The following is a 20,878-nucleotide window of genomic DNA, read 5'->3' on the forward strand; positions in this document are numbered from 1 at the left end:
TAAGCCCACTCATAATAGGTGTTTCCTGCGGCTGAAGTGTGTTTCAATATTCAGCACCATGTTCATTGTCGGAGTTCCAGATGCCTGTTTATCGCTACCCACGTATACGCGCCAGTGAAATCACGCCTGAAGAGATTTGGGAAAGCCGACGCACCTGGATGAAAGCGGCTGGCGCGACCTTTGCTGCAGGTACGCTCGCCGGTTTCCCCCAGATGAGCTCAGCCGCGAGCCTGAGTAAGTTGGACGCAAAGCGCTCGACCCAATTTGTCTTGATGGAACCCATCACGCCTGAAAAAGACGCGACGACCTATAACAACTTCTTTGAATTTGGCATGGACAAAGGAGACCCGGTCAAGTACGCGCACAAAATGCAGATCACGCCTTGGAAGTTGCGGGTAGAGGGCGAGTGCGCTGCACCCAAAACCTTTGATATGGATGACTTGCTCAAACTCTCGCCTCTTGAGGACCGGACTTATCGTATGCGTTGCGTCGAAGGCTGGTCAATGGCGATTCCTTGGATCGGTTATTCCATGTCAGAGCTGATCAAGCAAGTTCAGCCAACGGGTAATGCGAAGTTTGTAGAGTTCATCACGGACATGCAGCCTAAAAATATGCCGGGCTTACGCACACGTTCGGTGGATTGGCCTTATCGAGACGGTCTGCGGATCGATGAGGCGATGCACCCGCTGACCATGCTAGTGATGGGAATGTATGGCAAAGTCTTGCCCAATCAAAATGGTGCACCGGTTCGTATGGTCGTTCCTTGGAAATATGGCTTTAAGTCTGTTAAGTCGATTGTCACGATTCGTTTGCTTGAAAAGCAGCCTGTGGGTAGCTGGGAGCAGTCACAGCCTTCCGAGTATGGGTTTTATTCCAATGTCAATCCCGAGGTCTCTCATCCGCGCTGGAGCCAGGCGACCGAACGACGAATCGGCGAAGACGGCGTGTTTTCCCCCAAGCGTAAAACGCTGATGCTCAACGGTTATGCCAACGAGGTTGGATCGCTTTACGCGGGTATGGATTTGCGTAAAAACTATTGAGTCTGGGCGTGCAGGCACTCTCAGCCAAGGCCTTTGATCGAGCCAAGCCTCTGCTGTTCATTGCAGGGCTTTATCCTTTGCTCAGATGGGTCGTGCTCGGATATCACAATGCACTGACGGCGAACCCCGTGGAGTTTCTAACGCGCTCGTCCGGTACTTGGACCTTGGTGTGTTTGTTGGTCACCTTAGCGATCTCCCCTTTGCGTCAATGGTTGAAGCAACCGGCACTGTTACGCTGGCGGCGAATGTGTGGACTCTTTACTTTTTTTTATGCCACCCTGCATGCGTTGTCTTGGGCCTGGTGGGATCAGAGTTTTGAATTGGTCCCCATGCTCGCGGATGTTTGGAAGCGTCCTTTCATCCTGGTCGGTGCTGCGGCATTTTTGACTATGGCACTGTTGGCGATCACCTCGACCCAAGCTTGGATGCGCCGCCTAGGTAAGCGCTGGCAGCTGTTGCATCGTTCCATCTATTTGATCGGTGTATTAGCGATCTTGCACTATTGGTGGCATAAGCAAGGCAAAAATGATTTTGATACTGTCTTGATCTATGCGGCGGTCTTGGCTTTTTTGTTAGCGTGGCGTGTACGTCGCGCGTGGCTAAAGGCAAAGCGCCTTTAAAGGCCAGAGCCTGTGGTGGGTAAGGCCAGCAGCCGCGCAGCGGTTTGGGCGTCTGGTCGGCTCGTGATGCGATCGGGACGATAGTGCATTTGAAAGGCACCGATAGCCGCAAAGGTTCCTGCATCAAAATAATTTGACTCAGGTACTTGGTAGCCCACCCGTTTGAGCTGCTTTTGAAACCATCCCGCATCTGGATAACCGATACGAATAAAGTTGGCTTCGTGCTTGGCCGCCGCAGCTTCGTCAAACCAGCGTCCTACGCCGGCTTGTGCGAGCTTTTTCCAGGGAAAGGACGGACCTGGATCAATTTTGCGCATCGGTGCGACATCACTGTGTCCGACAATATTTTCAGGTGCGATATTGTTGCGCTGAGCGACCTCTTTTGTGAGTGTGATGACCGCGGCAATTTGTGTGTCGGAGTAGGGCATGCCTTTGTCTCCATGGCTATTGCGTGTCCAACCTGGGTGCACAATTTCTATCCCAATGGAGCGTTGGTTGAGAAATGTTCGACCATACCAACTACTGTCGCCGGCATGCCAGGCGCTTTTATCCTCGTTGACTAAACGGTAGACCACCGGGGGCTTGTCATCGGTCACGACGTAGTGCGCGCTGACATCGCGGTTGGTGAGCGTCATGAGCGCGCTAGGTTTGGTCGAGGCCGTGTAGTGCAGCACGATCACATCGATGCGACCACTTTGACCGCGCGACTTCATTGAGTCGTCGAAACGGTAGGGGCCGCTGACTTGAGAGGCGCAGCCTGACAAGAGAATTACCAGCAGGCAGAGGCACAGACGTTGATAAAAAAGACGCGATGAACGATGTGTGAAAGAGGCGAACGATTGCATCAGGCGGCCTGAAAGATAAAAAGGGTCGGGTGCTTGTCGAGGGCGGGGCTCGGTTGGTTTTTCCACTGTGCGATCGTCAGGGTGCGAATCCACTCGTCTTGTGTCGTGACCGAGCGCGCAATGCATAACTGGGTGTTGCCCTTGAGGTGTTCGACTAGGCTGGCGAACATCGCCTGGTTGCGGTAGGGGGTTTCGATAAACAATTGAGATTGTTTTTGTTTGGAAGAGATTTGCTCCCAAGCCTTAAGTTGTTTGGCGCGCTCGGCGGGCTCTACGGGGGCGTAACCGTGAAAAGCGAAGCGCTGCCCATCCAAGCCGCTCGCCATCAGCCCCAGTAAAATTGAGGAAGGACCTACCCAGGGTTTAACTGGAGCACCCCAGCGATGGGCGAGCGCGACCGCACGGGCACCTGGATCGGCGACGGCAGGACAACCCGCATCGGAAACCAAGCCAATATCTTGGCCGGCTTTAAGAGGTGCAAGCCACTGCTCTAGCGCCTCGTCCCCGACTCGGGCATTGAGCTCATGGATCGTGATGTCTTGTAAGGGGTAGGCCAGAGGGGTGAGCTTTAAAAAAGCACGAGCGACTTTGGCATTTTCGGCAACGTAGATTTTAAGTGCACCCGCCTGAGCTTGTCCCTGCGCGGGGAGCCATTGGTCAATGGGAGCTTCTCCCAGACCAACGGGAATCAGGTGTAGCGTACCCAAGCGACTTTGGGTTTGAGGTGCGGTGTTGGCGTGCAGGATGGACATCTGAGGGCTGTAAAAGAGTTAGGGTAAAGGGGGCAGACCGGCATGCTCAAGAGGGTCGAGTCCAAACTCGGTGAGCAGGCGGGTCAGCGCGATTAAGGGCAAGCCGATGATCGAGGTTGGATCTGAGCTTTCCATGCTTTGCATGAGTGCGATCCCAAGAGACTCGGCTTTGGCGCTGCCTGCGGTGTCATAGGGCGTGTCAAGGCGTAAATATCTGTCGATCGCTGTGTCTGATAAGGATCGAAAAACACAGGTCGTGGGCACTTCGACGGTTTGAATGTATTGGTCTTTCATCACGGCCATGGCGCTATGAAAAATGACCGCTTGGCCGGAGAGGGCTCTGAGTTGGCGTTGCGCGCTTGCATGATCGCCTGGCTTACCTAGGGGGGTGCCGTGCAGGGAGGCGACCTGATCGGCGCCGATCACGAGATGACCGGGGTATTGTGCTGCAATCACACGAGCTTTGGTTTGCGCCAAGCGCAATGCAAGCGTTCTAGGCGTTTCGCCGGAAGTAGGGGTTTCATCAATATCGGGCGCAATCGAAATAAAAGGAATTTTTAGTCTTGAGAGGAGTTCACGCCGATATGGGGAGCTCGAAGCGAGGATCAATGGGTGTGTCAATGTTGTTTTGGCCGTGTTTGAAATTGACGATACTGGTGAAAACACGCTATTATCTCTCGCTTTGTTGCTCTTTTGTTGCAGTCTGTAGGTATGCGCTTTCACGAGCGTTTTGGTATGCACTATAAGGGTATGCACTATAAGGCAGGCAATTTTGACAGAAGATCTTAACGCCGCATTCAGGTTTAGCACTCCGCCGATCGTAGATGCGTTTGATTTCGCGCGACGCGGTCAGGTTTTAAAAGGCGCATTCAGTGTGCACCGCTTAGATCGTTTGCTCGAGGGGTTGCCAGAGCAGCCGGTCGCAGAGCTCACTGTTTTAGAGGCGGCGCCAACTGTGCCTGGGGTCGTTCGGTTCGTGATCGAAGGTAGGCGAACAAAAGACGACCGGTCACAACTTGTCGTTCTTGTTCAAGCGAATTTAGTGCTCGAGTGTCAGCGTTGTTTGGGACCGCTCGTGTTGCCGATTGATCGGCAGACTGTTTTTGAGTTAGTGCGGCGTGAGTCGGACCTCGGCGATGATGAGATTGACGAGGATGATTTAGGTCAGCCCGAAAAGATTGTTGGATCGCCCAAGTTTGATTTGTGCGTGCTCGTTGAAGATGAATTAATTTTAGAAGTTCCTTATGTCCCGCGACACGAAGTGTGTCCGGAAACGCTTGATCTAGACGCGCAAGCCGAAGAACAAGCCGGTAGGGAAGAGCCCCTCTCGCCTTTTGCGGTGTTGAGTCAGCTCAAAACCAAGGGTCAGTAGTTGTTATCAAGACGGTTGGCGTACAATTCGCCGATCCACAGGAGTTGTCATGGCTGTTCAGCAAAACAAAAAATCCCCGTCCAAGCGCGGTATGCACCGCTCGCACGACTTTCTAGTTAATCCCCCAACGGCCATTGAGCCAAATACGGGCGAGCAACACCTGCGTCACCACATTAGCCCAACAGGCTTTTATCGTGGCCGTAAGGTCCTTAAGACCAAGTCTGACGAATAATACGCGGTTGACGGGCTTACCTGGTCTAAGCGTGTCTTATTCAAACGCGCTGCGCACGATCAACACGTGGCTACCGTAATCCGCATCGCGATCGACTGCATGGGTGGTGACGAGGGCATTCCCGTCACGGTCCCTGCAGCTTTTGCCTTTGCGCAACGCTTTGCCGATACGCATTTGTTACTAGTAGGCCTGCCCGAGGCACTCGAGCAGGCTGTTGCTGCTTGTGCAAAGCGTTATCCAGACATCACGCCAGATCGCTACACGATATTGCCAGCCACTGAGGTGGTGGCGATGGACGACCCTGTTGAGGTCGCTTTGCGTCGCAAAAAAGACTCCTCCATGCGCGTGGCTGCGCAAGCCGTCAAAGACGGGCGCGCCGATGCCTGCATTTCAGCGGGCAACACCGGCGCCTGGATGGCGATTTCACGCTATGTACTCAAAACACTTTTTGGTATTGATCGGCCCGCTATTGCCTCTGCCTTGCCCAATCAAAAAGGTGGCTCGACCACGATGTTAGATTTGGGAGCGAACGTTGATTGTTCGCCAGAGCACCTGTTGCAGTTTGCCATCATGGGAACGGCACTCGCGCAAGCGGGTGACACAAGCCATGTACCTTCGGTTGGTTTGCTCAATATCGGCGAAGAGGTCATCAAAGGTAACGATATTGTCAAGCAAGCCGGTGAGTTACTGAGGCAGAGCTCACTGAATTTCTACGGTAATGTCGAAGGCAATGATATTTTTAAAGGCACGGTAGATGTAGTCGTCTGCGATGGCTTTGTGGGCAACGTCGCCCTAAAATCAGCCGAAGGTGTGGCGAGAATGATGTCTGTCATCGTGCGAGAAGAATTCAGCCGCAATTTTTTCACCAAATTGTTGGGGTTAATCGCCTTGCCTGTTTTATTCAGATTTCGACGTCGTGTCGACAATCGGCAATACAATGGCGCAGCCTTGCTTGGTTTGCGCGGTGTTGTGATAAAGAGCCATGGCTCGGCAGACGCGTTCGCTTTTGGCTGTGCCTTGGAACGTGCCCGTGAGGCCGTCAGCACAGGATTGCTCAAGCGCACGGCTGAAGCCATTGCTCAGCTTACTCATTTACAAGTCGAAGTGGTGTCTTCGACGCAATCGGGAGACTCCGAATGACCCAGGTCATGCCTTTTGCGCGCATCATTGGTTCAGGCGGATTTTTACCCCCTCGAGTGGTCACCAACGAAGCGTTGGCCGCGGAGTTGGCCACGCGCCAGATCGAAACCTCAGACCAATGGATTCATGAGCGTACTGGCATCCGTCAGCGTCACTTGGCTGATCCAGGTATCACAACTAGCGTCTTGGCGACTGAGGCTGCGCGTCGCGCGCTCGCGGACGCGGGCGTGACGGCCGATGAAGTCGATCTGATTATTGTGGCAACGTCGACACCAGATTTTGTGTTTCCCAGTACGGCCTGTCTGGTACAGGCGAATCTTGGTAATAAAGGCGCAGCCGCCTTTGATGTTCAGGCTGTTTGCAGTGGTTTTGTCTACGGCTTGACGACAGCGGATAGTTTTATCCGGGCAGGGCGCGCACGCTGCGCCTTGGTCATTGGTGCCGAAGTGTTCTCTAGCATTATTGACTGGAGCGATCGCTCAACTTGCGTATTGTTTGGCGATGGCGCGGGTGCGGTGGTCCTCAAGGCCAGCGACGCGCCCGGCATCCTAGAGGCTGAACTCCACGCCGATGGCAGCCAGATGAATATTCTCTGCGCGGCGGGTAATGTCGCTTTTGGTCAAGTGACGGGCGACCCCTTTTTGCGCATGGATGGCCAGGCGGTCTTTAAACAGGCGGTCACTGTACTGGATCGTTCAGCGCGTTCGGTCTCAGAGAAGTCCGGCGTCGCGCTTGCGGATATCGACTGGTTGATTCCCCATCAAGCGAATCTCCGGATCCTGACTTTTTTAGCCAAAAAATTAGACATCCCCGTCGAAAAGGTTGTGATCACCGTGGACCAGCATGCAAATACCTCGGCAGCGAGCATTCCTCTCGCGTTTGATGTCGCACGCCGCGATGGTCGTATTCAACCTGGTCAACTTGTATTGATGCAGGGTGTCGGGGGCGGGTTCACCTGGGGTTCGGTGCTCGTACGTATGTAGTAAGGTTCGACTTTCAATGTTTCTTTAATTTCTTTATCCGCGACATCATGAAATTTGCATTCGTTTTTCCAGGTCAAGGCTCACAATCTGTCGGGATGATGGATGTGTGGTCTGGGCATCCAGCTGCCATGCAAGTCGTTGCAGACGCTTCTGCTGCGCTGGGAGAGGACCTTGGTGCTCTGATGGCCCAGGGACCTGTTGAGCAACTGAACCTGACCACCAATACTCAGCCTGCGATGTTGACAGCGGGCGTTGCGATGTTTGAAGCTTGGCGTGCGGCAGGTGGCCCGACGGCTTCATTGATGGCTGGTCATAGTCTTGGTGAGTATGCGGCACTGACCGCTGCTGGTTCGTTGTCGTTACACGATGCGGTGCGCCTTGTGCGTATTCGCGCTGATGCGATGCAGGCTGCCGTGCCGGTCGGCACAGGCGCCATGGCAGCCGTGCTGGGTCTTGAGGACGATGCCGTCCGTGCAGCCTGTCTCGAAGCCGCACAGGGACAAGTCGTCGAGGCGGTCAACTTTAATGCACCTTCTCAAGTGGTCATCGCGGGTCATGCAGAGGCTGTGCAGCGTGCTATACAGACGGCCAAGGCGGCTGGCGCCAAACGCGCCATGCTCTTGCCGGTCTCTGCACCGTTTCATTCAAGTCTGCTCAAACCCGCAGCTGACGTGCTTCAGGGCGCCCTCTCTGCGGTGAACGTCTCGGCTCCGCAGGTTCCCGTGATCAATAATGTCGATGTCGCCATTGTGCAAGACCCCGCCGGCATTCGCGATGCCTTGGTTCGACAAGCTTGGCATGCTGTGCGCTGGGTGGAGATTGTTCAGGCGATGCGCGGCCAGGGGATCACCCACGTGGTGGAGTGTGGCCCAGGTAAAGTGTTGAGTGGAATGGTAAAACGTATCGATCCGGAGTTGGTGGCACTCTCTGTTACCGATCCTGAGTCCATGCAGGCTGCGCTGGCTGCGCTTGCTGCCGCTTAATTCGAAGATCAAGGATGACTACTGACATGGACCTCAAAGATAAAGTCGCGCTTGTGACGGGTGCTTCGCGTGGAATCGGCCGAGCCATTGCACTCGAATTGGCTGGCCGTGGCGCTTGCGTGATCGGCACAGCCACAACCGAAGCTGGGGCGCTGGGTGTGACTGAGATACTGGCACCTCACGGCGGCCGGGGTGTTGTACTCAATGTCACAGATGTGCAGGGATGTGAGGCATTACTGGATACGTTGGCCAAAGAGTCGGGTGGTCCGCACATTTTGGTTAATAACGCGGGTATCACGCGCGATAACTTATCGATGCGCATGAAAGACGAGGACTGGGATGCCGTGTTGCAAACCAACCTCACTGCAGTCTTTCGTTTGTCCCGAGGCGTCATGCGCAGCATGATGAAGGCCCGTTGGGGTCGCATCATTAATATTACGTCGGTCGTGGGCTCAAGCGGCAATCCCGGTCAGGCCAACTATGCGGCCGCCAAAGCAGGTGTCGCTGGGATGAGTCGCGCTTTGGCGCGTGAGCTCGGCAGCCGAGGCGTGACTGTCAATTGCATTGCCCCCGGCTTTATAGAAACAGATATGACAAGTGCTCTTAATGAGGACCAAACCAAAGCACTCTTGGGACAAATTCCGCTTGGACGACTCGGTTCGGCCAGCGATATCGCGCACGCGGTGGCGTTTTTAGCGTCACCTCAAGCAGGCTACATCACAGGCACAACATTGCACGTCAATGGCGGCATGTACATGTAATAGGTTTTTTTTCTCCCGGTTGGCTATAATTCACCGGACTTTTCCCTTTGGAGATCTGCATGGAAAGCATCGAACAGCGCGTCAAAAAGATTGTCGCTGAACAACTTGGCGTTAACGAAGCCGAGATCAAGAACGCCTCTTCCTTTCTTGACGACCTCGGTGCCGATTCGCTCGACATGGTTGAGCTGGTCATGGCACTTGAAGACGAGTTCGAAACCGAAATTCCCGATGAAGAAGCTGAAAAAATCACAACGGTCCAACAGGCCGTGGATTACATCACTTCGAATTCCAAGTAATTTTTGTTGGTATTTAGGCGGTTAAGGCATTCTGTATCGCACGGCGGGGGCCTTTGGCTCCCGCTCAATTGCGTCAGTTTTCTTTTCAGCAGTTTTCTTGGCCGCGTATCGCATATTTGAGGAGTGCTCCGTGAAACGACGTGTCGTAATTACAGGTCTAGGCATTGTGAGCCCGGTGGGCAACGACATTGCCACGGCTTGGGACAATATCGTTTGCGGTCGGTCTGGTATCGGACGGATCTCTCGCTTTGATCCCAGCGCGTTCAATGCGCACATCGCAGGCGAAGTAAAAGGTTTTGACATCACCCAGATCCTCCCCGCTAAAGAAGCGCGGACGATGGACACTTTTATCCATTACGGCATCGCCGCCGGCCTGCAAGCATGGAAAGACTCTGGGTTGGAAATTACCGAGGCCAACGCAGATCGTGTGGGCGTCATTGTCGGCTCGGGAATCGGTGGACTGCAGCGGATTGAGGAAACCCAGACCGAATACCTCGAGCGTGGTCCACGCCGTATTTCTCCGTTTTTCGTCCCCGCCTCATTAATTAACCTAATTTCGGGTCAGATTTCCATTATGTTGGGCTTTAAAGGCCCTTCCTACGCGGTGGTGTCGGCTTGCACAACGGGCCTGCATTCCATTGGCGATGCTGCGCGTATGATCGAATACGGCGATGCTGACGTCATGATGGCTGGTGGTGCCGAGTCGACCGTTTCGCCGCTTGGTATTGGTGGCTTTGCCGCCATGCGTGCCTTGTCACAGCGCAACGATGATCCAACAACGGCTTCGCGTCCTTGGGACCGTGATCGTGACGGTTTTGTCTTGGGCGAGGGTGCTGGCGTGCTGATTCTCGAAGAGTACGAGCATGCTAAAAAGCGTGGTGCTCGCATTTATGGTGAGTTCGCTGGCTTTGGTATGAGCTCTGACGCGCATCACATTACGGCGCCCGATCGCGATGGGCCTCGCCGTGGTATTGCGAATGCGTTACGCAACGGTGGGATCAACGCTGACCAGGTCCAGTATGTGAATGCACACGGGACCTCGACCCCGCTTGGCGACAAAAATGAAACTGAAGCGCTAAAGTTAGCATTCGGTGATCACGCTAAAAAGCTCGTGATCAATTCGACGAAGTCGATGACGGGTCATTTGTTGGGTGCAGCGGGTGGTATTGAAGCTGTGTTTACGACGCTCGCTGTGCATCACCAGATTTCCCCGCCTACGATCAATATCTTTAACCAAGACCCCGAATGCGATCTGGATTATTGCGCGAACGCTGCGCGTGAACTAAAAATCGATGTCGCACTCTCCAACTCTTTTGGATTTGGCGGCACTAACGGCTCAATGGCTGTTCGCCGTATTTGACGTCTGAGACTTTACCGTCTGAGACGTTATTACGTTCAGATCTTGTCGTCCCGTTAACCCAGCCTCGCTGGGTGGCGGGATTGATTTTTTTAATGCTCATGTCGGCCTCCCTTGTTTTGTTTATTTCTGCCTTGTGGGTTGGCTTGGCGTGGTGGATTGCATCCCTTTTTGGGGTGATCCCCATTTTGGTGCATTATGTTGGGCTGCGCCGCAGACAAAAAGCTTTTGAGGGACGCGTACTCGTGATTTCCTCTGAAAAACCGTGGCAACTGGCATTTTATTCAGAAGTCTCTGGTTTGACTGATAGCATAGAGGTTATTGTCACTCAGCGCTGGTATCATTTTTTTGGACTGAGCTTAGGTTTGAAATTCCATCATCGTCCCCATAACATGTCAAAGACCGCTCTAGCGGTGGTCTGGAGACAGTGCACGCATCCCACAATCTTTCGCGAGGTCGCACTCGAGGCGAACCGACAGATTGAGGGTGCTCATCGACATTCAAAAGGGGATTCAGCTTGAGTGAGCGCGACGTAGACGCCGAGTTGGTTGCGCGCGTACAACGCGGAGACAAACAGGCGTTTGACCTGTTGGTACTGAAATATCAGAGAAAAATCATGCGTTTACTCTCTCGCATGATTCGGGATCCCGGTGAAATCGAGGATGTAGCTCAGGAATCCTTTATCAAAGCTTACCGTGCTTTACCCCAGTTTCGCGGTGAAAGTGCTTTTTATACATGGCTTTACCGCATTGCGATCAATACGGCCCGCAACTGGCTGGCGCAAAATAATCGTCGCCCAAGCACACCTTCTGCACAAGAAAACGAAGATGGTGAAACTTTTGACGCAACTGACAACCTAACAGACAGTAGCAACCCCGAATCTGAGATGGCAAGTCGTCAAATTGCCGAAACAGTGAACAAGGCGATGAATGATTTGCCTGAAGATCTACGCAATGCGATTGTGATGCGTGAAATTGATGGAATGAGTTACGAAGATATTGCTGAAAGTATGAGTTGTCCGATTGGCACGGTGAGGTCTCGTATTTTTCGAGCCCGTGAAGCCATCGCGATAAAGTTGCGTCCCTTGCTGGGTGATACCGGCGATCGGCGCTGGTGAGGAGTTTAAACGATGAAACAGTCTAACGAGATCTCAAACATGAATCAGTCAACCCAACAACCCCAGAGTGAGATTTCAGCCTGGATGGATGGTGACACGGGCGCTGACATGCCTGAGCACGTGTTATCCGCTCAAGGGAAGTCGACTTGGGAGCTTTATCACTTGATCGGGGATACGTTGCGGACACCTGCTCTGGCCTTGCCGGCCCAGCACTCTCTGCAGCAGCGCGTCGCCCAGGCGATTACTCAGGAGCCTGCGATTGTGGCTGCCCCAAAGCCTGCTGCTTCGTCGACATCAGCTTATGCCGCCAAGAGAGCGAGTGGGGGCCGTTTCTGGGGTAAAACGATTTGGCCTGGCTTTGCCATGGCCGCAGCAGTGGCTTCGGTCATTTGGGTCGCCAAGCCATTTTTGTTACCAGAACACTCATCGCCTGCCGAACAAGTCGCAGAAGTCACACCTGTGCAATCCGCGCGTCCGATTGAGGTTGCGTTTAATGCTCCCGTTGTGCGTGATTATGTGAATACGCACCGCGAAATGTCTGGTCTGGCGAATGTGCGTCAAGTGTCATTTGGAGCTATGCGGTAATGTCGCGTTTGGTCAATTGTGCGTTTACGTTCATGGTGATGGGTGCGAGCGCATTGAGTCAGGCATCACCTGTCGCGCCCTCTGCACAAGCCGTGCCGGTTCAAGCATCCCCCTCGTCGCATTCCTCCGATCAGTCTGAAGTCAATCAGATTGTGCGCCAAATTCAGCATGCTGCACGGACCCTGAACTACGTGGGTGTCTTTGCTTTTCAACAGGGTGAGCGTTTTGAGTCATCCCGCATCACGCATTTTTTCGATGGAAAAAATGAAAAGGAGCGCATCGAGGTTCTGGACGGCGCGCCCAGAGAGTATTTACGTTTTAATGACGAAGTACAAGGCTTGATGCCAGATCGCAAGCTCATTTTGCTTGAGCAACAGCGCGGGGATCGCTTCCCTGGATTGTTACTCAATCATGCGCAATCGTTAGAAAAAAATTACACCGTGCGACTTGCACCCGAGCTTTTGCGTATTGCAGGACGACCTTGTCGTGGCATTGAAGTGACGCCGCGTGATCAGCATCGCTACGGTTATCGCTTGTGCTCGGATCTAGAGACTCATTTGCTGCTCAAGGCTCAAATGGTCGGTCACGATGGTGTGGTCATCGAACAGGTGGCGTTCGTACAGGTCGCGATTGGCGCTGACATTACTGAAGCGATGTTGACACCGACGTGGATCACAACGGATTGGCGAAGCGTGCGTGCGCAGCATGTCAAAGTAGATTTGTTGGCACAGGGTTGGCGGATTCCAGCCCCAGCCGGTTATATGCCAACGTCACAACTTGAAAGAACTTTTTCTAATAATAAGCGCGTGAATCAACTTGTATTATCAGATGGTCTCGCAACTATTTCAATTTTTATTGAACCTTATCAGCCAGAGCGGTCTGAGTATGAACCCCAAGGCGCTGCGCGAAGTGGCTCAGTGAATATCTTCGGGATCAAGGTAGAAAACTTTTGGTTGACTGTATTGGGTGAAGTGCCGGCCGCAACCCTTGAACAGTTGGCTCAGTCAATTCAATACGTTCCGTCAAAGCCCGCACGTTAACGCGCTGCGAGCGTTGAGTTGGAGCGTTTAAATCGGAGTTCATGATGCAAGATCAGTCACACTCATATCTGTATCAGTCTGTTGGTCGCATGCGCCGCATCGCGACAACGTTGATGGTTGCCATAGCCTTAGTGCTCGGTGGCTTGCAAGTCTCGTTTGCGCAAGCGCGCAATGTTGGTTTGCCTGACTTTACGACGATTGTTGAAAAATCAGAAGCTGCTGTGGTGAATATCCGCACAACCGCTAAAGTCTCCTCGCGCGCAGGCGGAGGTGGCGGCGGCGGTGCGCCCGGTCAAGATCCTTATGAATTATTCCGTCACTTTTTTGGCCCTGACTCCGCGCCACCCGGTGGACGTCAAGGACCGCAACCAGCACCACGCGGACGACGTGCCGAGCCCGAAGAGCGCTCTGTGCCGCGCGGCGTAGGGTCGGGATTTTTTATCTCGGAGGATGGACACTTGCTCACCAACCATCATGTGGTGGTGGATGCAACGGATATTTTTGTCACGCTGACGGATGGTCGCGAGTTCAAGGCGAAAGTCGTGGGCAGCGATCAACGTACGGATGTCGCCTTGCTCAAGATTGATGCCAAAGGGATGGCAACACTGCCGATTGGCAATGCCAAAACCCTCAAAAAAGGTCAATGGGTCTTGGCGATTGGTTCGCCTTTCGGACTCGAGTCGACGGTGACTTCGGGCATTATCAGTGCCTTGGGTCGTGAGACCGGTGACTATCTGCCTTTTATTCAGACTGATGTGGCGGTCAATCCAGGTAACTCTGGTGGTCCTTTGCTCAATCTAGATGGCCAAGTGGTCGGGATCAATGCACAGATCGTGTCCCGCAGTGGTGGTTTTATGGGCATCTCTTTGGCGATTCCGATCGATGAGGCAATGCAGGTTGTGGATCAGCTCAAGTCCTCAGGTCGCGTCACGCGTGGACGGATTGGTGTGCAGATCGGTGAGGTGAGCAAGGATGTGGCGCAAGCCATTGGTCTACCAAAAGCTGAGGGCGCACTTGTCAGTGGTGTTGAGCCTGATGGTCCAGCAGAAAAGGGCGGTATTTTGCCAGGTGACGTGATTTTGAAGTTCGACGGTAAAGCCATTACCAGGATGTCTGATTTGCCCCGTCTTGTGGGTCAAACAAAGCCAGGTGCGGTTTCTCCAGTCGAAGTCTGGCGCAAGGGCAAGACGGTCAAGCTCAATGTCACTGTGACAGAACTAAAGGCCGAGCAGACGGCGGAGGCGCCTGCTGCAAAGGAAAAGCCTGTTGAGTCACAGAGTGTAGTGCTGGGGATGACGATTGTTCCAGTCAGCGCTGAGGCTCAGAAAAAGCTGCGGATCAAGGGTGGCGTTCAGGTCACTGCGGTTGCAGCGCCAGCCTCGACTGTGGGTATTGCCGAAGGCGACCTCATTTTGGCGGTCAATAACACCGACATTACGAGTCCTGAGCAGTTTGCCAAGGTGATTGCCGGTCTCGACAAGACGCGTCCTGTTGGTTTGATGGTTCGGACAGGCGACCAAACCCGTTGGGTCGCCGTGCCAGCCGCCAAATAAAGACAAGAACGGCTAGAATAGCGGTTTGCCGCAAAAGGGGCGCAGAGCGCCCCTTTTTGCTTGCTAGCCCGCTTACTTTTTAGGTGTTATGCAGCATATTCGCAATTTCTCCATCATTGCCCACATCGACCATGGCAAGTCCACCTTGGCGGATCGTCTGATCCAGCGCTGCGGGGGCTTGGCCGATCGTGAAATGTCCGCGCAAGTCCTAGACTCTATGGATATCGAGCGCGAGCGCGGTATCACCATCAAAGCTCAAACAGCTGCGCTGCATTACAAGGCGAAAGATGGCAAAACCTACAATCTCAATTTGATTGATACGCCCGGACACGTTGACTTTTCTTACGAGGTGAGTCGGTCTCTGTCCGCATGCGAAGGTGCGTTACTGGTTGTAGATGCTTCCCAGGGTGTGGAGGCCCAGACTGTCGCCAATTGTTATACGGCGATTGAACTCGGTGTCGAGGTCGTGCCTATTCTTAATAAAATGGATCTGCCTCAAGCAGACCCAGAGAGCGCGCGTGCCGAGGTCGAAGAAGTCATCGGTATCGACGCGGCGGATGCGATCTTGGCGAGCGCCAAAACAGGCATGGGCATCGACGATATTCTCGAAGCCGTCGTCGCGCGTATTCCTGCGCCCAAGGGTGATCCCGAGTCGCCTCTTCAGGCATTGATTATTGACTCTTGGTTCGATAACTATGTGGGCGTGGTCATGCTGATTCGTTTGATCAATGGCGTGCTCAAGCCCAAGGACAAAATTTCCTTCATGGCGACAGGTGCGGTGCACATGTGCGAGCAAGTCGGTGTTTTTACTCCCAAGTCTGAGCCCCGCAAGTTTCTCTCCGCAGGAGAGGTGGGGTTTGTGATCGCTGGCATCAAAGAGCTTGCCGATGCCAAGGTCGGCGACACGATTACTTTGTTGGGCAATCCGGCTGCCGCACCTTTGCCGGGCTTCAAGGAAGTCCAACCGCAAGTGTTCGCGGGTTTGTATCCTGTAGAAAGTAGTGAATACGATCAATTGCGAGACTCGCTTGAGAAGCTCAAGCTCAATGACTCAGCCTTGATGTACGAGCCTGAGGTATCGCAAGCACTTGGTTTTGGTTTCCGTTGCGGTTTTCTCGGACTCTTGCACATGGAGATTGTTCAAGAGCGGCTCGAGCGTGAATTCGATATGGATATCATCACGACCGCACCCTCCGTGGTATACGAGGTTGTGCTGAGAGATAACTCCGTGATTCACATCGAGAGTCCATCGCGGATGCCCGAGGTTGGTAAGTACATCGAGATACGTGAACCCATTGTGAACGTGACGCTGTTTATGCCGCAGGAGTATGTGGGCACGGTCATGACGCTTTGCAATAACAAGCGTGGCGTGCAGCTCGATATGAGTTATCACGGTCGGCAAGTCCACCTTCACTACGAAATTCCACTTGCTGAAATCGTGCTCGATTTTTTTGACAAGCTGAAATCAGTTTCCCGCGGTTATGCATCGATGGACTATGAGTTCAAAGAGTATCGCGCTGCGGATGTGGTCAAGGTTGATCTGCTGATCAACACCGACAAGGTCGACGCCTTGTCAAATATTTGTCACCGCTCCAATGCGCGTTATCGCGCGCGCGAGGTGGTGTCACGTATGCGCGAATTGATTCCTCGCCAAATGTACGATGTGGCGATCCAGGCTGCGATTGGTGCCGAAATAATTGCACGTGAAAACGTCAAAGCATTGCGTAAAAACGTGCTGGCCAAGTGTTATGGCGGTGATATTAGTCGCAAGAAAAAACTGCTCGAAAAGCAGAAGGCCGGTAAAAAGCGGATGAAACAAGTGGGCAGCGTAGAAATTCCTCAAGAAGCTTTCTTGGCGATTCTACAAGTCGATGACAAATAACACTGATGCAAGGTTGAACTGATGAGCTGGAACTTTGCCCTGATTTTATTTATCGCGTTTGTGGTCACGGGTGTGATCTGGACGATTGATAAGTTTTCGCTAAGACAAAAACGTCATGCTCGCATGATGCAAGCGATCGATTTAGCCCGACCGAGTTGGGCAGCCCTTCCTGCTGAGGAAAAGCGGAGCCGTGAAGAGCAGATCCGAACAGAGCTCGGTAAGCAGCCCTGGTGGGTCGAGTACGGCGCCAGTTTTTTTCCGGTCATTTTGTTTGTGTTCGTGTTGCGCTCCTTTATCGTTGAGCCTTTCCGTATTCCCTCCGGTTCAATGTTGCCGACCTTGCAATCGGGCGATTTGATTTTGGTTAACAAGTTCACATATGGCTTGCGTCTTCCAGTGCTCCATAACAAAGTTGTTTCAATTGGAGAGCCTGCGCGTGGTGATGTGATGGTGTTCCGTTACCCCGTTGACCCGTCGGTCGATTACATCAAACGCGTAGTCGCTTTGCCTGGCGATGAGGTGGCTTACCTCGATAAGCGCCTCTATATCAACGGTAAAGAAGTGCCGCGCAAGCGTGACGGTGAGTATTTCGAACCAGATCGTGTGGCATATACGGCACAGTTTACGGAGTACCTTGGTGAAAAGCCTCATCAAATATTGCTGGATGAGCGGAGATGGCAGGATTTAGGGCCAACTTCGAGCTTTCCATATCGTGAAAAATGTGAATATCTCCGAAATGGTCTGCGCTGTACCGTACCGACCGGTGTTTACTTTATGATGGGTGACAATCGCGATAACAGCCTGGACAGTCGATTTTGGGGTTTCGTCCCCGAGGCGAATATCGTTGGTAAAGCTTTCTTTATCTGGATGAATTTTGGAAACCTAGGACGTATCGGACCTTTCCATTAATTCTTTTAGATCCTTGTCACCCGTTTATGACTCCCGCTTCATGCCTCTGGCCGCTCTTGAGACTTCGCTTGGATATAAGTTCGTCAAACCCGCTCTGCTTGAGCAGGCGCTGACGCATCGTAGTCATGGTGCTCGCCATAACGAGCGCCTTGAGTTTTTAGGCGACTCTGTGCTGAATATGTCAGTGGCTGCCTTGCTCTTTAATCACTACGGCACCCTTGATGAGGGCGACTTGTCTCGCGTGCGTGCCAATCTGGTCAAACAATCATCGCTCGCCGATATTGCACAAAAACTCGACTTGTCCAAATACCTCAGGTTGGGAGAGGGTGAACTTAAAAGCGGTGGTTTCAGACGCCCCTCTATTTTGGCGGATACGTTCGAAGCGATCTTGGCGGCGGTTTATCTCGATGGTGGTTTTGTGGCGGCTCAAGAATTGATCGAGCGACTGTACAAGCCGATTCTGGCGAGCGTGGACCCGCTGACCTTGGGTAAAGACGCAAAGACCCTCTTGCAGGAGTTTCTGCAGAGTCGCAAGCTGGCCTTGCCAATCTACAGTGTGGTGGCGACCCACGGTGCGGCGCATAGCCAACAATTCGAAGTCGAATGCTCGATTCCCTCTCTTGAAATCAAGGTCAATGCCCCTGGTTCAAGCCGCCGCGCAGCCGAGCAATCAGCCGCCAAACTCGCACTTGAGGCTGCGGAGACTGCGAGTCCCGCCCCAGTTAAAAAGCGTTCAACCCGAGCGCGCAAAACGGCACAATTGACGCTGCCGGTTGCGGTTGCTCAGGAACTTAAATGACAGAAAATATAGATATCAAGACCTCAAGTTTCACGCCAGAAGTCCCTTATCGTTGCGGCTTTGTCGCCGTAGTGGGTAGACCCAACGTTGGCAAATCAACGCTCACCAACGCCCTGATCGGCAGCAAGATTTCGATTGTTTCGCGCAAGGCACAAACTACACGTCATAGAATTCAGGGTGTACTCACCCGCGAGCATGAACAATTTGTGTTTGTGGATACCCCAGGCTTTCAAACGCGTCATGGTGGTGCCATGAACAAGATGATGAATCGCGTGGTGACGCAGACGCTGGCCGATGTGGACGTGGTGTTGTTCTTGGTCGAGGCGGGCAAGTGGTCGCCGGGCGATGCCAAGCTGTTGTCCCTTTTGCACCATCCAGAGCGTACGATTTTGGTGATCAGTAAAATCGATCAGCTTAAAAATCGTGATGAACTCTACCCGTTTGTCGCGAATATCGCTTCGCAGTTCAAGTTTGATGCGGTCGTTCCTGTCAGCTCGACTAAGCGCCATCAGTTAGATCAGTTGCTCGACGAAGTCGCGAAACGTCTACCTGAAAATGAACCCTTCTTTGATGCCGATACGCTTACGGATCGGCCCATGCGCTTTATCGCGGCCGAACTCATCCGTGAAAAAATCTTTCGTTTGGTTGGTGACGAGCTCCCGTATGGTTGCACCGTGGTGATCGAGCAGTGGGAAGAAACGGCCAAGGGTGCCCATATCAACGCCTGTGTCATCGTCGAGCGTGATAGCCATCGCCCCATCTTGCTGGGTGCGGGCGGTAATCATATGAAGCGCATCGCTTCTGAGGCGCGCCAGGACATGGCCAAGCTGATGGACAAGCCCGTGCACCTTGAGGTTTACATCAAGGTGCGCAAGGGGTGGGCTGAAAAAGAAAGCAGCCTGCGCGATTTAGGATATGAGTAGACGCGTTCTTCGAGTCCTCGAAACACCGGGCTATGTGTTGCATGCGACAGCCTGGCGAGAAACCTCTCTGATTGTTCAAGCATTTTCTAGAGACCACGGCTGGGTCAGTATGGTCGCCAAAGGTGCCAAACGTCCCCACTCCGTATTGCGACCCGCGTTGTCTGTGTTTCAGCCCTTATTGATGTCCTGGACGGGTTCCGGAGAAATTAAAACACTGACACGCGCCGAATGTGCAGGCGTACATGCCTTGCCAGGCGCCGCCATGATGTCATGTTGGTATATGAACGAGTTGTTATTTCGTTTGCTGCCTCGCGAAGATCCTCATCCAGGCTTGTTTGATGCCTATGTGCTCGCATTGCAGCGGCTTGCGGCAGGCCAAGCGGCGGCGGGTGCTTTACGTCGTTTTGAGTGGATTTTGCTCAAAGAAACGGGCTATGGCCTGGATGTCGAAGAGCCAGATTTTGAGGATTTGCAGAGCGAACCTGCGCTGCGCGCAAACTTGCGTGAGCGCTTGTCAGAACATCTGGCAGGGAGGCCTTTAACCACCCGTCAGGTCTTGGTTGCACTGCAGCGCTTTCAGCCTGTCAAACCAGGAGGATGACTGAACGTATGTGTCATGGCTGATGATGTTATGCGGTCAGCACAGCGCGCCCTGTGACTTTGCCTTCTCGTAAAGAGGTTAATACCTTGTCAGCATCCGCAAGAGGATGTTTGTGTACGGGAATGGGGGTGATTTTGTTGTCCTTGACCAGTTGTAACAACTCTCTGAGTTCGTCGAGCGAACCGGTATAGCTGCCAAGAATCTGCAAAGCTTTCATCGGAATAAAGGCAATCGGCCAAGACGCTCCGCCACCGAACAGGCCGACGATGACGAGCTTGCCACCTTTGATCAAGATGTCAAAGCCCAGGGACGTTGTGGCAGGCGCACCGACGAGGTCGATCATTGCCTGAACGAGCTTGCCCCCATTGGCCGCAATGATTTGTTGTGCGGCGTCTGGTGCGGCGCCGTCCACGACCGCCAGTGCGCCTGCCTCGAGCGCAGCCTGACGCTTGGCGGGATCGATATCCACCACGATCGCGCCGACACCGTTTAAGGCTTTGACCAAAGCCAGACACATCAAGCCCAGTCCACCCGCCCCCATAATCACGATGGGATGCTTCTGATAGAGGTTGACGCCGACTTTGTTCAGCGCGCTATAGGTAGTGAGCCCAGAGCAGGCATATGGAGCGATTTCGGCTGGGTCCATATTACCGATGTCGATGAGATAGCGTGGATGCGGCACCAAAAGGTGATCGGCATAACCGCCAGGCCGCTGAACGCCGAGGTACTGTGGACTAGAGCAGTGATTCTCCAAACCATCCAGACAGGCAGGACATCGACGGCAGCCAATCCAAGGGTAAACGAGGTAGTTGTGACCTGGTTGGATGCCTGTTACCTCGGGGCCCATGGCGACGACCGTGCCCGCAGTTTCATGACCCATGGTCATAGGCAGTTTGATCCCTCGATCCTTGAGTAACAAGCTGCGGCCATTGCCGAGGTCATAACTTCCTTCCCAAAAGTGAATGTCACTGTGACAGACACCTGCGGCGCGCACCTCGACCAGTACCTGGGTGCCGGTTGGGGTGGGTGTTTCCATTTCCATCAAGCCAAGCGGCTCTTTGAAATTCATCACGCAATAGCATTTCATG

At 53.3% G+C, this 20,878-nt stretch carries 24 protein-coding genes; 20 read left to right on the forward strand and 4 right to left on the reverse strand.

The window, feature by feature from the left end; all coding sequences use genetic code 11:
• The first annotated feature begins 80 nt into the window (after positions 1–80).
• Both msrP and msrQ read left to right on the forward strand, forming a co-directional pair.
• Positions 81–1,040 (forward strand): protein-methionine-sulfoxide reductase catalytic subunit MsrP, encoded by a 960-nt coding sequence (gene msrP / locus AC8GE9_RS16890; protein ID WP_506678338.1) that lies wholly within the window; start codon positions 81–83, stop codon positions 1,038–1,040.
• Between the two features lie 8 nt (positions 1,041–1,048).
• A complete protein-coding gene (msrQ, locus tag AC8GE9_RS16895) occupies positions 1,049–1,660 on the forward strand; it encodes a protein-methionine-sulfoxide reductase heme-binding subunit MsrQ (protein WP_506678339.1) in 612 nt (203 codons plus the stop codon).
• On the opposite strand, the gene AC8GE9_RS16900 is transcribed toward msrQ, so the two are convergent.
• Genes AC8GE9_RS16900 through AC8GE9_RS16910 form a run of 3 tightly spaced genes read right to left on the reverse strand, consistent with a single transcriptional unit; the run spans position 1,657 to position 3,923 of the window.
• Positions 1,657–2,505 carry an N-acetylmuramoyl-L-alanine amidase gene (locus tag AC8GE9_RS16900; protein ID WP_506678341.1) on the reverse strand — a complete coding sequence of 283 codons (849 nt, stop codon included), beginning with the start codon at positions 2,503–2,505 and terminating at the stop codon, positions 1,657–1,659. The two genes, msrQ and AC8GE9_RS16900, sit on opposite strands and share 4 nt — an antisense overlap.
• Entirely contained in the window at positions 2,505–3,257 is a 753-nt protein-coding gene (locus tag AC8GE9_RS16905; RefSeq protein ID WP_506678342.1) for an SAM-dependent methyltransferase, read from the reverse strand. Before AC8GE9_RS16905 ends, AC8GE9_RS16900 begins: the two co-directional genes overlap by 1 nt.
• 18 nt (positions 3,258–3,275) lie before the next feature.
• Complete coding sequence (locus AC8GE9_RS16910; RefSeq protein WP_506678343.1) at positions 3,276–3,923, reverse strand: Maf family nucleotide pyrophosphatase; 648 nt, start codon at positions 3,921–3,923, stop codon at positions 3,276–3,278.
• 106 nt (positions 3,924–4,029) lie between these two features.
• Here AC8GE9_RS16910 and AC8GE9_RS16915 point away from each other — a divergent pair, with 106 nt between their 5' ends.
• The 18 genes from AC8GE9_RS16915 (at position 4,030) to recO (ending at position 19,790) form a co-directional block, all read left to right on the forward strand.
• Positions 4,030–4,629 carry a YceD family protein gene (locus tag AC8GE9_RS16915; RefSeq protein WP_506678344.1) on the forward strand — a complete coding sequence of 200 codons (600 nt, stop codon included), beginning with the start codon at positions 4,030–4,032 and terminating at the stop codon, positions 4,627–4,629.
• 49 nt (positions 4,630–4,678) lie between these two features.
• Positions 4,679–4,861, forward strand: coding sequence for a 50S ribosomal protein L32 (rpmF, locus tag AC8GE9_RS16920; RefSeq protein ID WP_506678345.1), 183 nt, complete (start codon positions 4,679–4,681; stop codon positions 4,859–4,861).
• A gap of 99 nt (positions 4,862–4,960) precedes the next feature.
• Positions 4,961–6,001, forward strand: coding sequence for a phosphate acyltransferase PlsX (gene plsX / locus AC8GE9_RS16925; protein WP_506678436.1), 1,041 nt, complete (start codon positions 4,961–4,963; stop codon positions 5,999–6,001).
• Positions 5,998–6,984 carry a beta-ketoacyl-ACP synthase III gene (locus tag AC8GE9_RS16930; RefSeq protein ID WP_506678347.1) on the forward strand — a complete coding sequence of 329 codons (987 nt, stop codon included), beginning with the start codon at positions 5,998–6,000 and terminating at the stop codon, positions 6,982–6,984. Before plsX ends, AC8GE9_RS16930 begins: the two co-directional genes overlap by 4 nt.
• 47 nt (positions 6,985–7,031) lie before the next feature.
• Entirely contained in the window at positions 7,032–7,967 is a 936-nt protein-coding gene (gene fabD / locus AC8GE9_RS16935) for an ACP S-malonyltransferase (protein WP_506678349.1), read from the forward strand.
• A 14-nt stretch (positions 7,968–7,981) separates the two neighbouring features.
• The gene (gene fabG / locus AC8GE9_RS16940) at positions 7,982–8,728 is read left to right on the forward strand and encodes a 3-oxoacyl-ACP reductase FabG (protein WP_506678350.1); all 747 of its coding nucleotides are present in this window, start codon (positions 7,982–7,984) and stop codon (positions 8,726–8,728) included.
• A 59-nt stretch (positions 8,729–8,787) separates the two neighbouring features.
• Positions 8,788–9,024 carry an acyl carrier protein gene (acpP, locus tag AC8GE9_RS16945; RefSeq protein ID WP_259661820.1) on the forward strand — a complete coding sequence of 79 codons (237 nt, stop codon included), beginning with the start codon at positions 8,788–8,790 and terminating at the stop codon, positions 9,022–9,024.
• 130 nt (positions 9,025–9,154) lie between these two features.
• Positions 9,155–10,384 (forward strand): beta-ketoacyl-ACP synthase II, encoded by a 1,230-nt coding sequence (gene fabF, locus AC8GE9_RS16950; RefSeq protein ID WP_506678351.1) that lies wholly within the window; start codon positions 9,155–9,157, stop codon positions 10,382–10,384.
• Positions 10,381–10,902, forward strand: coding sequence for a hypothetical protein (locus AC8GE9_RS16955; protein ID WP_506678352.1), 522 nt, complete (start codon positions 10,381–10,383; stop codon positions 10,900–10,902). The genes fabF and AC8GE9_RS16955 overlap by 4 nt, the downstream gene beginning before the upstream one ends.
• Positions 10,899–11,498, forward strand: coding sequence for an RNA polymerase sigma factor RpoE (gene rpoE, locus AC8GE9_RS16960; protein WP_506678353.1), 600 nt, complete (start codon positions 10,899–10,901; stop codon positions 11,496–11,498). Before AC8GE9_RS16955 ends, rpoE begins: the two co-directional genes overlap by 4 nt.
• 12 nt (positions 11,499–11,510) lie before the next feature.
• Positions 11,511–12,083 (forward strand): sigma-E factor negative regulatory protein, encoded by a 573-nt coding sequence (locus tag AC8GE9_RS16965; RefSeq protein WP_506678355.1) that lies wholly within the window; start codon positions 11,511–11,513, stop codon positions 12,081–12,083.
• The gene (locus tag AC8GE9_RS16970; RefSeq protein WP_506678356.1) at positions 12,083–13,123 is read left to right on the forward strand and encodes a MucB/RseB C-terminal domain-containing protein; all 1,041 of its coding nucleotides are present in this window, start codon (positions 12,083–12,085) and stop codon (positions 13,121–13,123) included. The genes AC8GE9_RS16965 and AC8GE9_RS16970 overlap by 1 nt, the downstream gene beginning before the upstream one ends.
• A 44-nt stretch (positions 13,124–13,167) precedes the next feature.
• Positions 13,168–14,676 carry a DegQ family serine endoprotease gene (locus AC8GE9_RS16975; RefSeq protein ID WP_506678357.1) on the forward strand — a complete coding sequence of 503 codons (1,509 nt, stop codon included), beginning with the start codon at positions 13,168–13,170 and terminating at the stop codon, positions 14,674–14,676.
• 88 nt (positions 14,677–14,764) lie between these two features.
• Positions 14,765–16,558 carry a translation elongation factor 4 gene (gene lepA / locus AC8GE9_RS16980; RefSeq protein ID WP_506678358.1) on the forward strand — a complete coding sequence of 598 codons (1,794 nt, stop codon included), beginning with the start codon at positions 14,765–14,767 and terminating at the stop codon, positions 16,556–16,558.
• Between the two features lie 21 nt (positions 16,559–16,579).
• Complete coding sequence (gene lepB / locus AC8GE9_RS16985; protein ID WP_506678359.1) at positions 16,580–17,467, forward strand: signal peptidase I; 888 nt, start codon at positions 16,580–16,582, stop codon at positions 17,465–17,467.
• A gap of 40 nt (positions 17,468–17,507) precedes the next feature.
• The gene (gene rnc / locus AC8GE9_RS16990; protein WP_506678360.1) at positions 17,508–18,266 is read left to right on the forward strand and encodes a ribonuclease III; all 759 of its coding nucleotides are present in this window, start codon (positions 17,508–17,510) and stop codon (positions 18,264–18,266) included.
• Positions 18,263–19,189: a GTPase Era gene (gene era, locus AC8GE9_RS16995; protein ID WP_506678361.1), complete on the forward strand. Its 927-nt coding sequence runs from the start codon at positions 18,263–18,265 to the stop codon at positions 19,187–19,189. The genes rnc and era overlap by 4 nt, the downstream gene beginning before the upstream one ends.
• Positions 19,182–19,790 carry a DNA repair protein RecO gene (recO, locus tag AC8GE9_RS17000; protein WP_506678362.1) on the forward strand — a complete coding sequence of 203 codons (609 nt, stop codon included), beginning with the start codon at positions 19,182–19,184 and terminating at the stop codon, positions 19,788–19,790. The genes era and recO overlap by 8 nt, the downstream gene beginning before the upstream one ends.
• A 28-nt stretch (positions 19,791–19,818) precedes the next feature.
• On the opposite strand, the gene AC8GE9_RS17005 is transcribed toward recO, so the two are convergent.
• A complete protein-coding gene (locus tag AC8GE9_RS17005; RefSeq protein ID WP_506678363.1) occupies positions 19,819–20,877 on the reverse strand; it encodes an alcohol dehydrogenase in 1,059 nt (352 codons plus the stop codon).
• Position 20,878: the final 1 nt, after the last annotated feature.

Origin of the sequence: Zwartia lucis (genome assembly GCF_965234455.1) — a bacterium.
GTDB lineage: Bacteria > Pseudomonadota > Gammaproteobacteria > Burkholderiales > Burkholderiaceae_B > Zwartia > Zwartia lucis.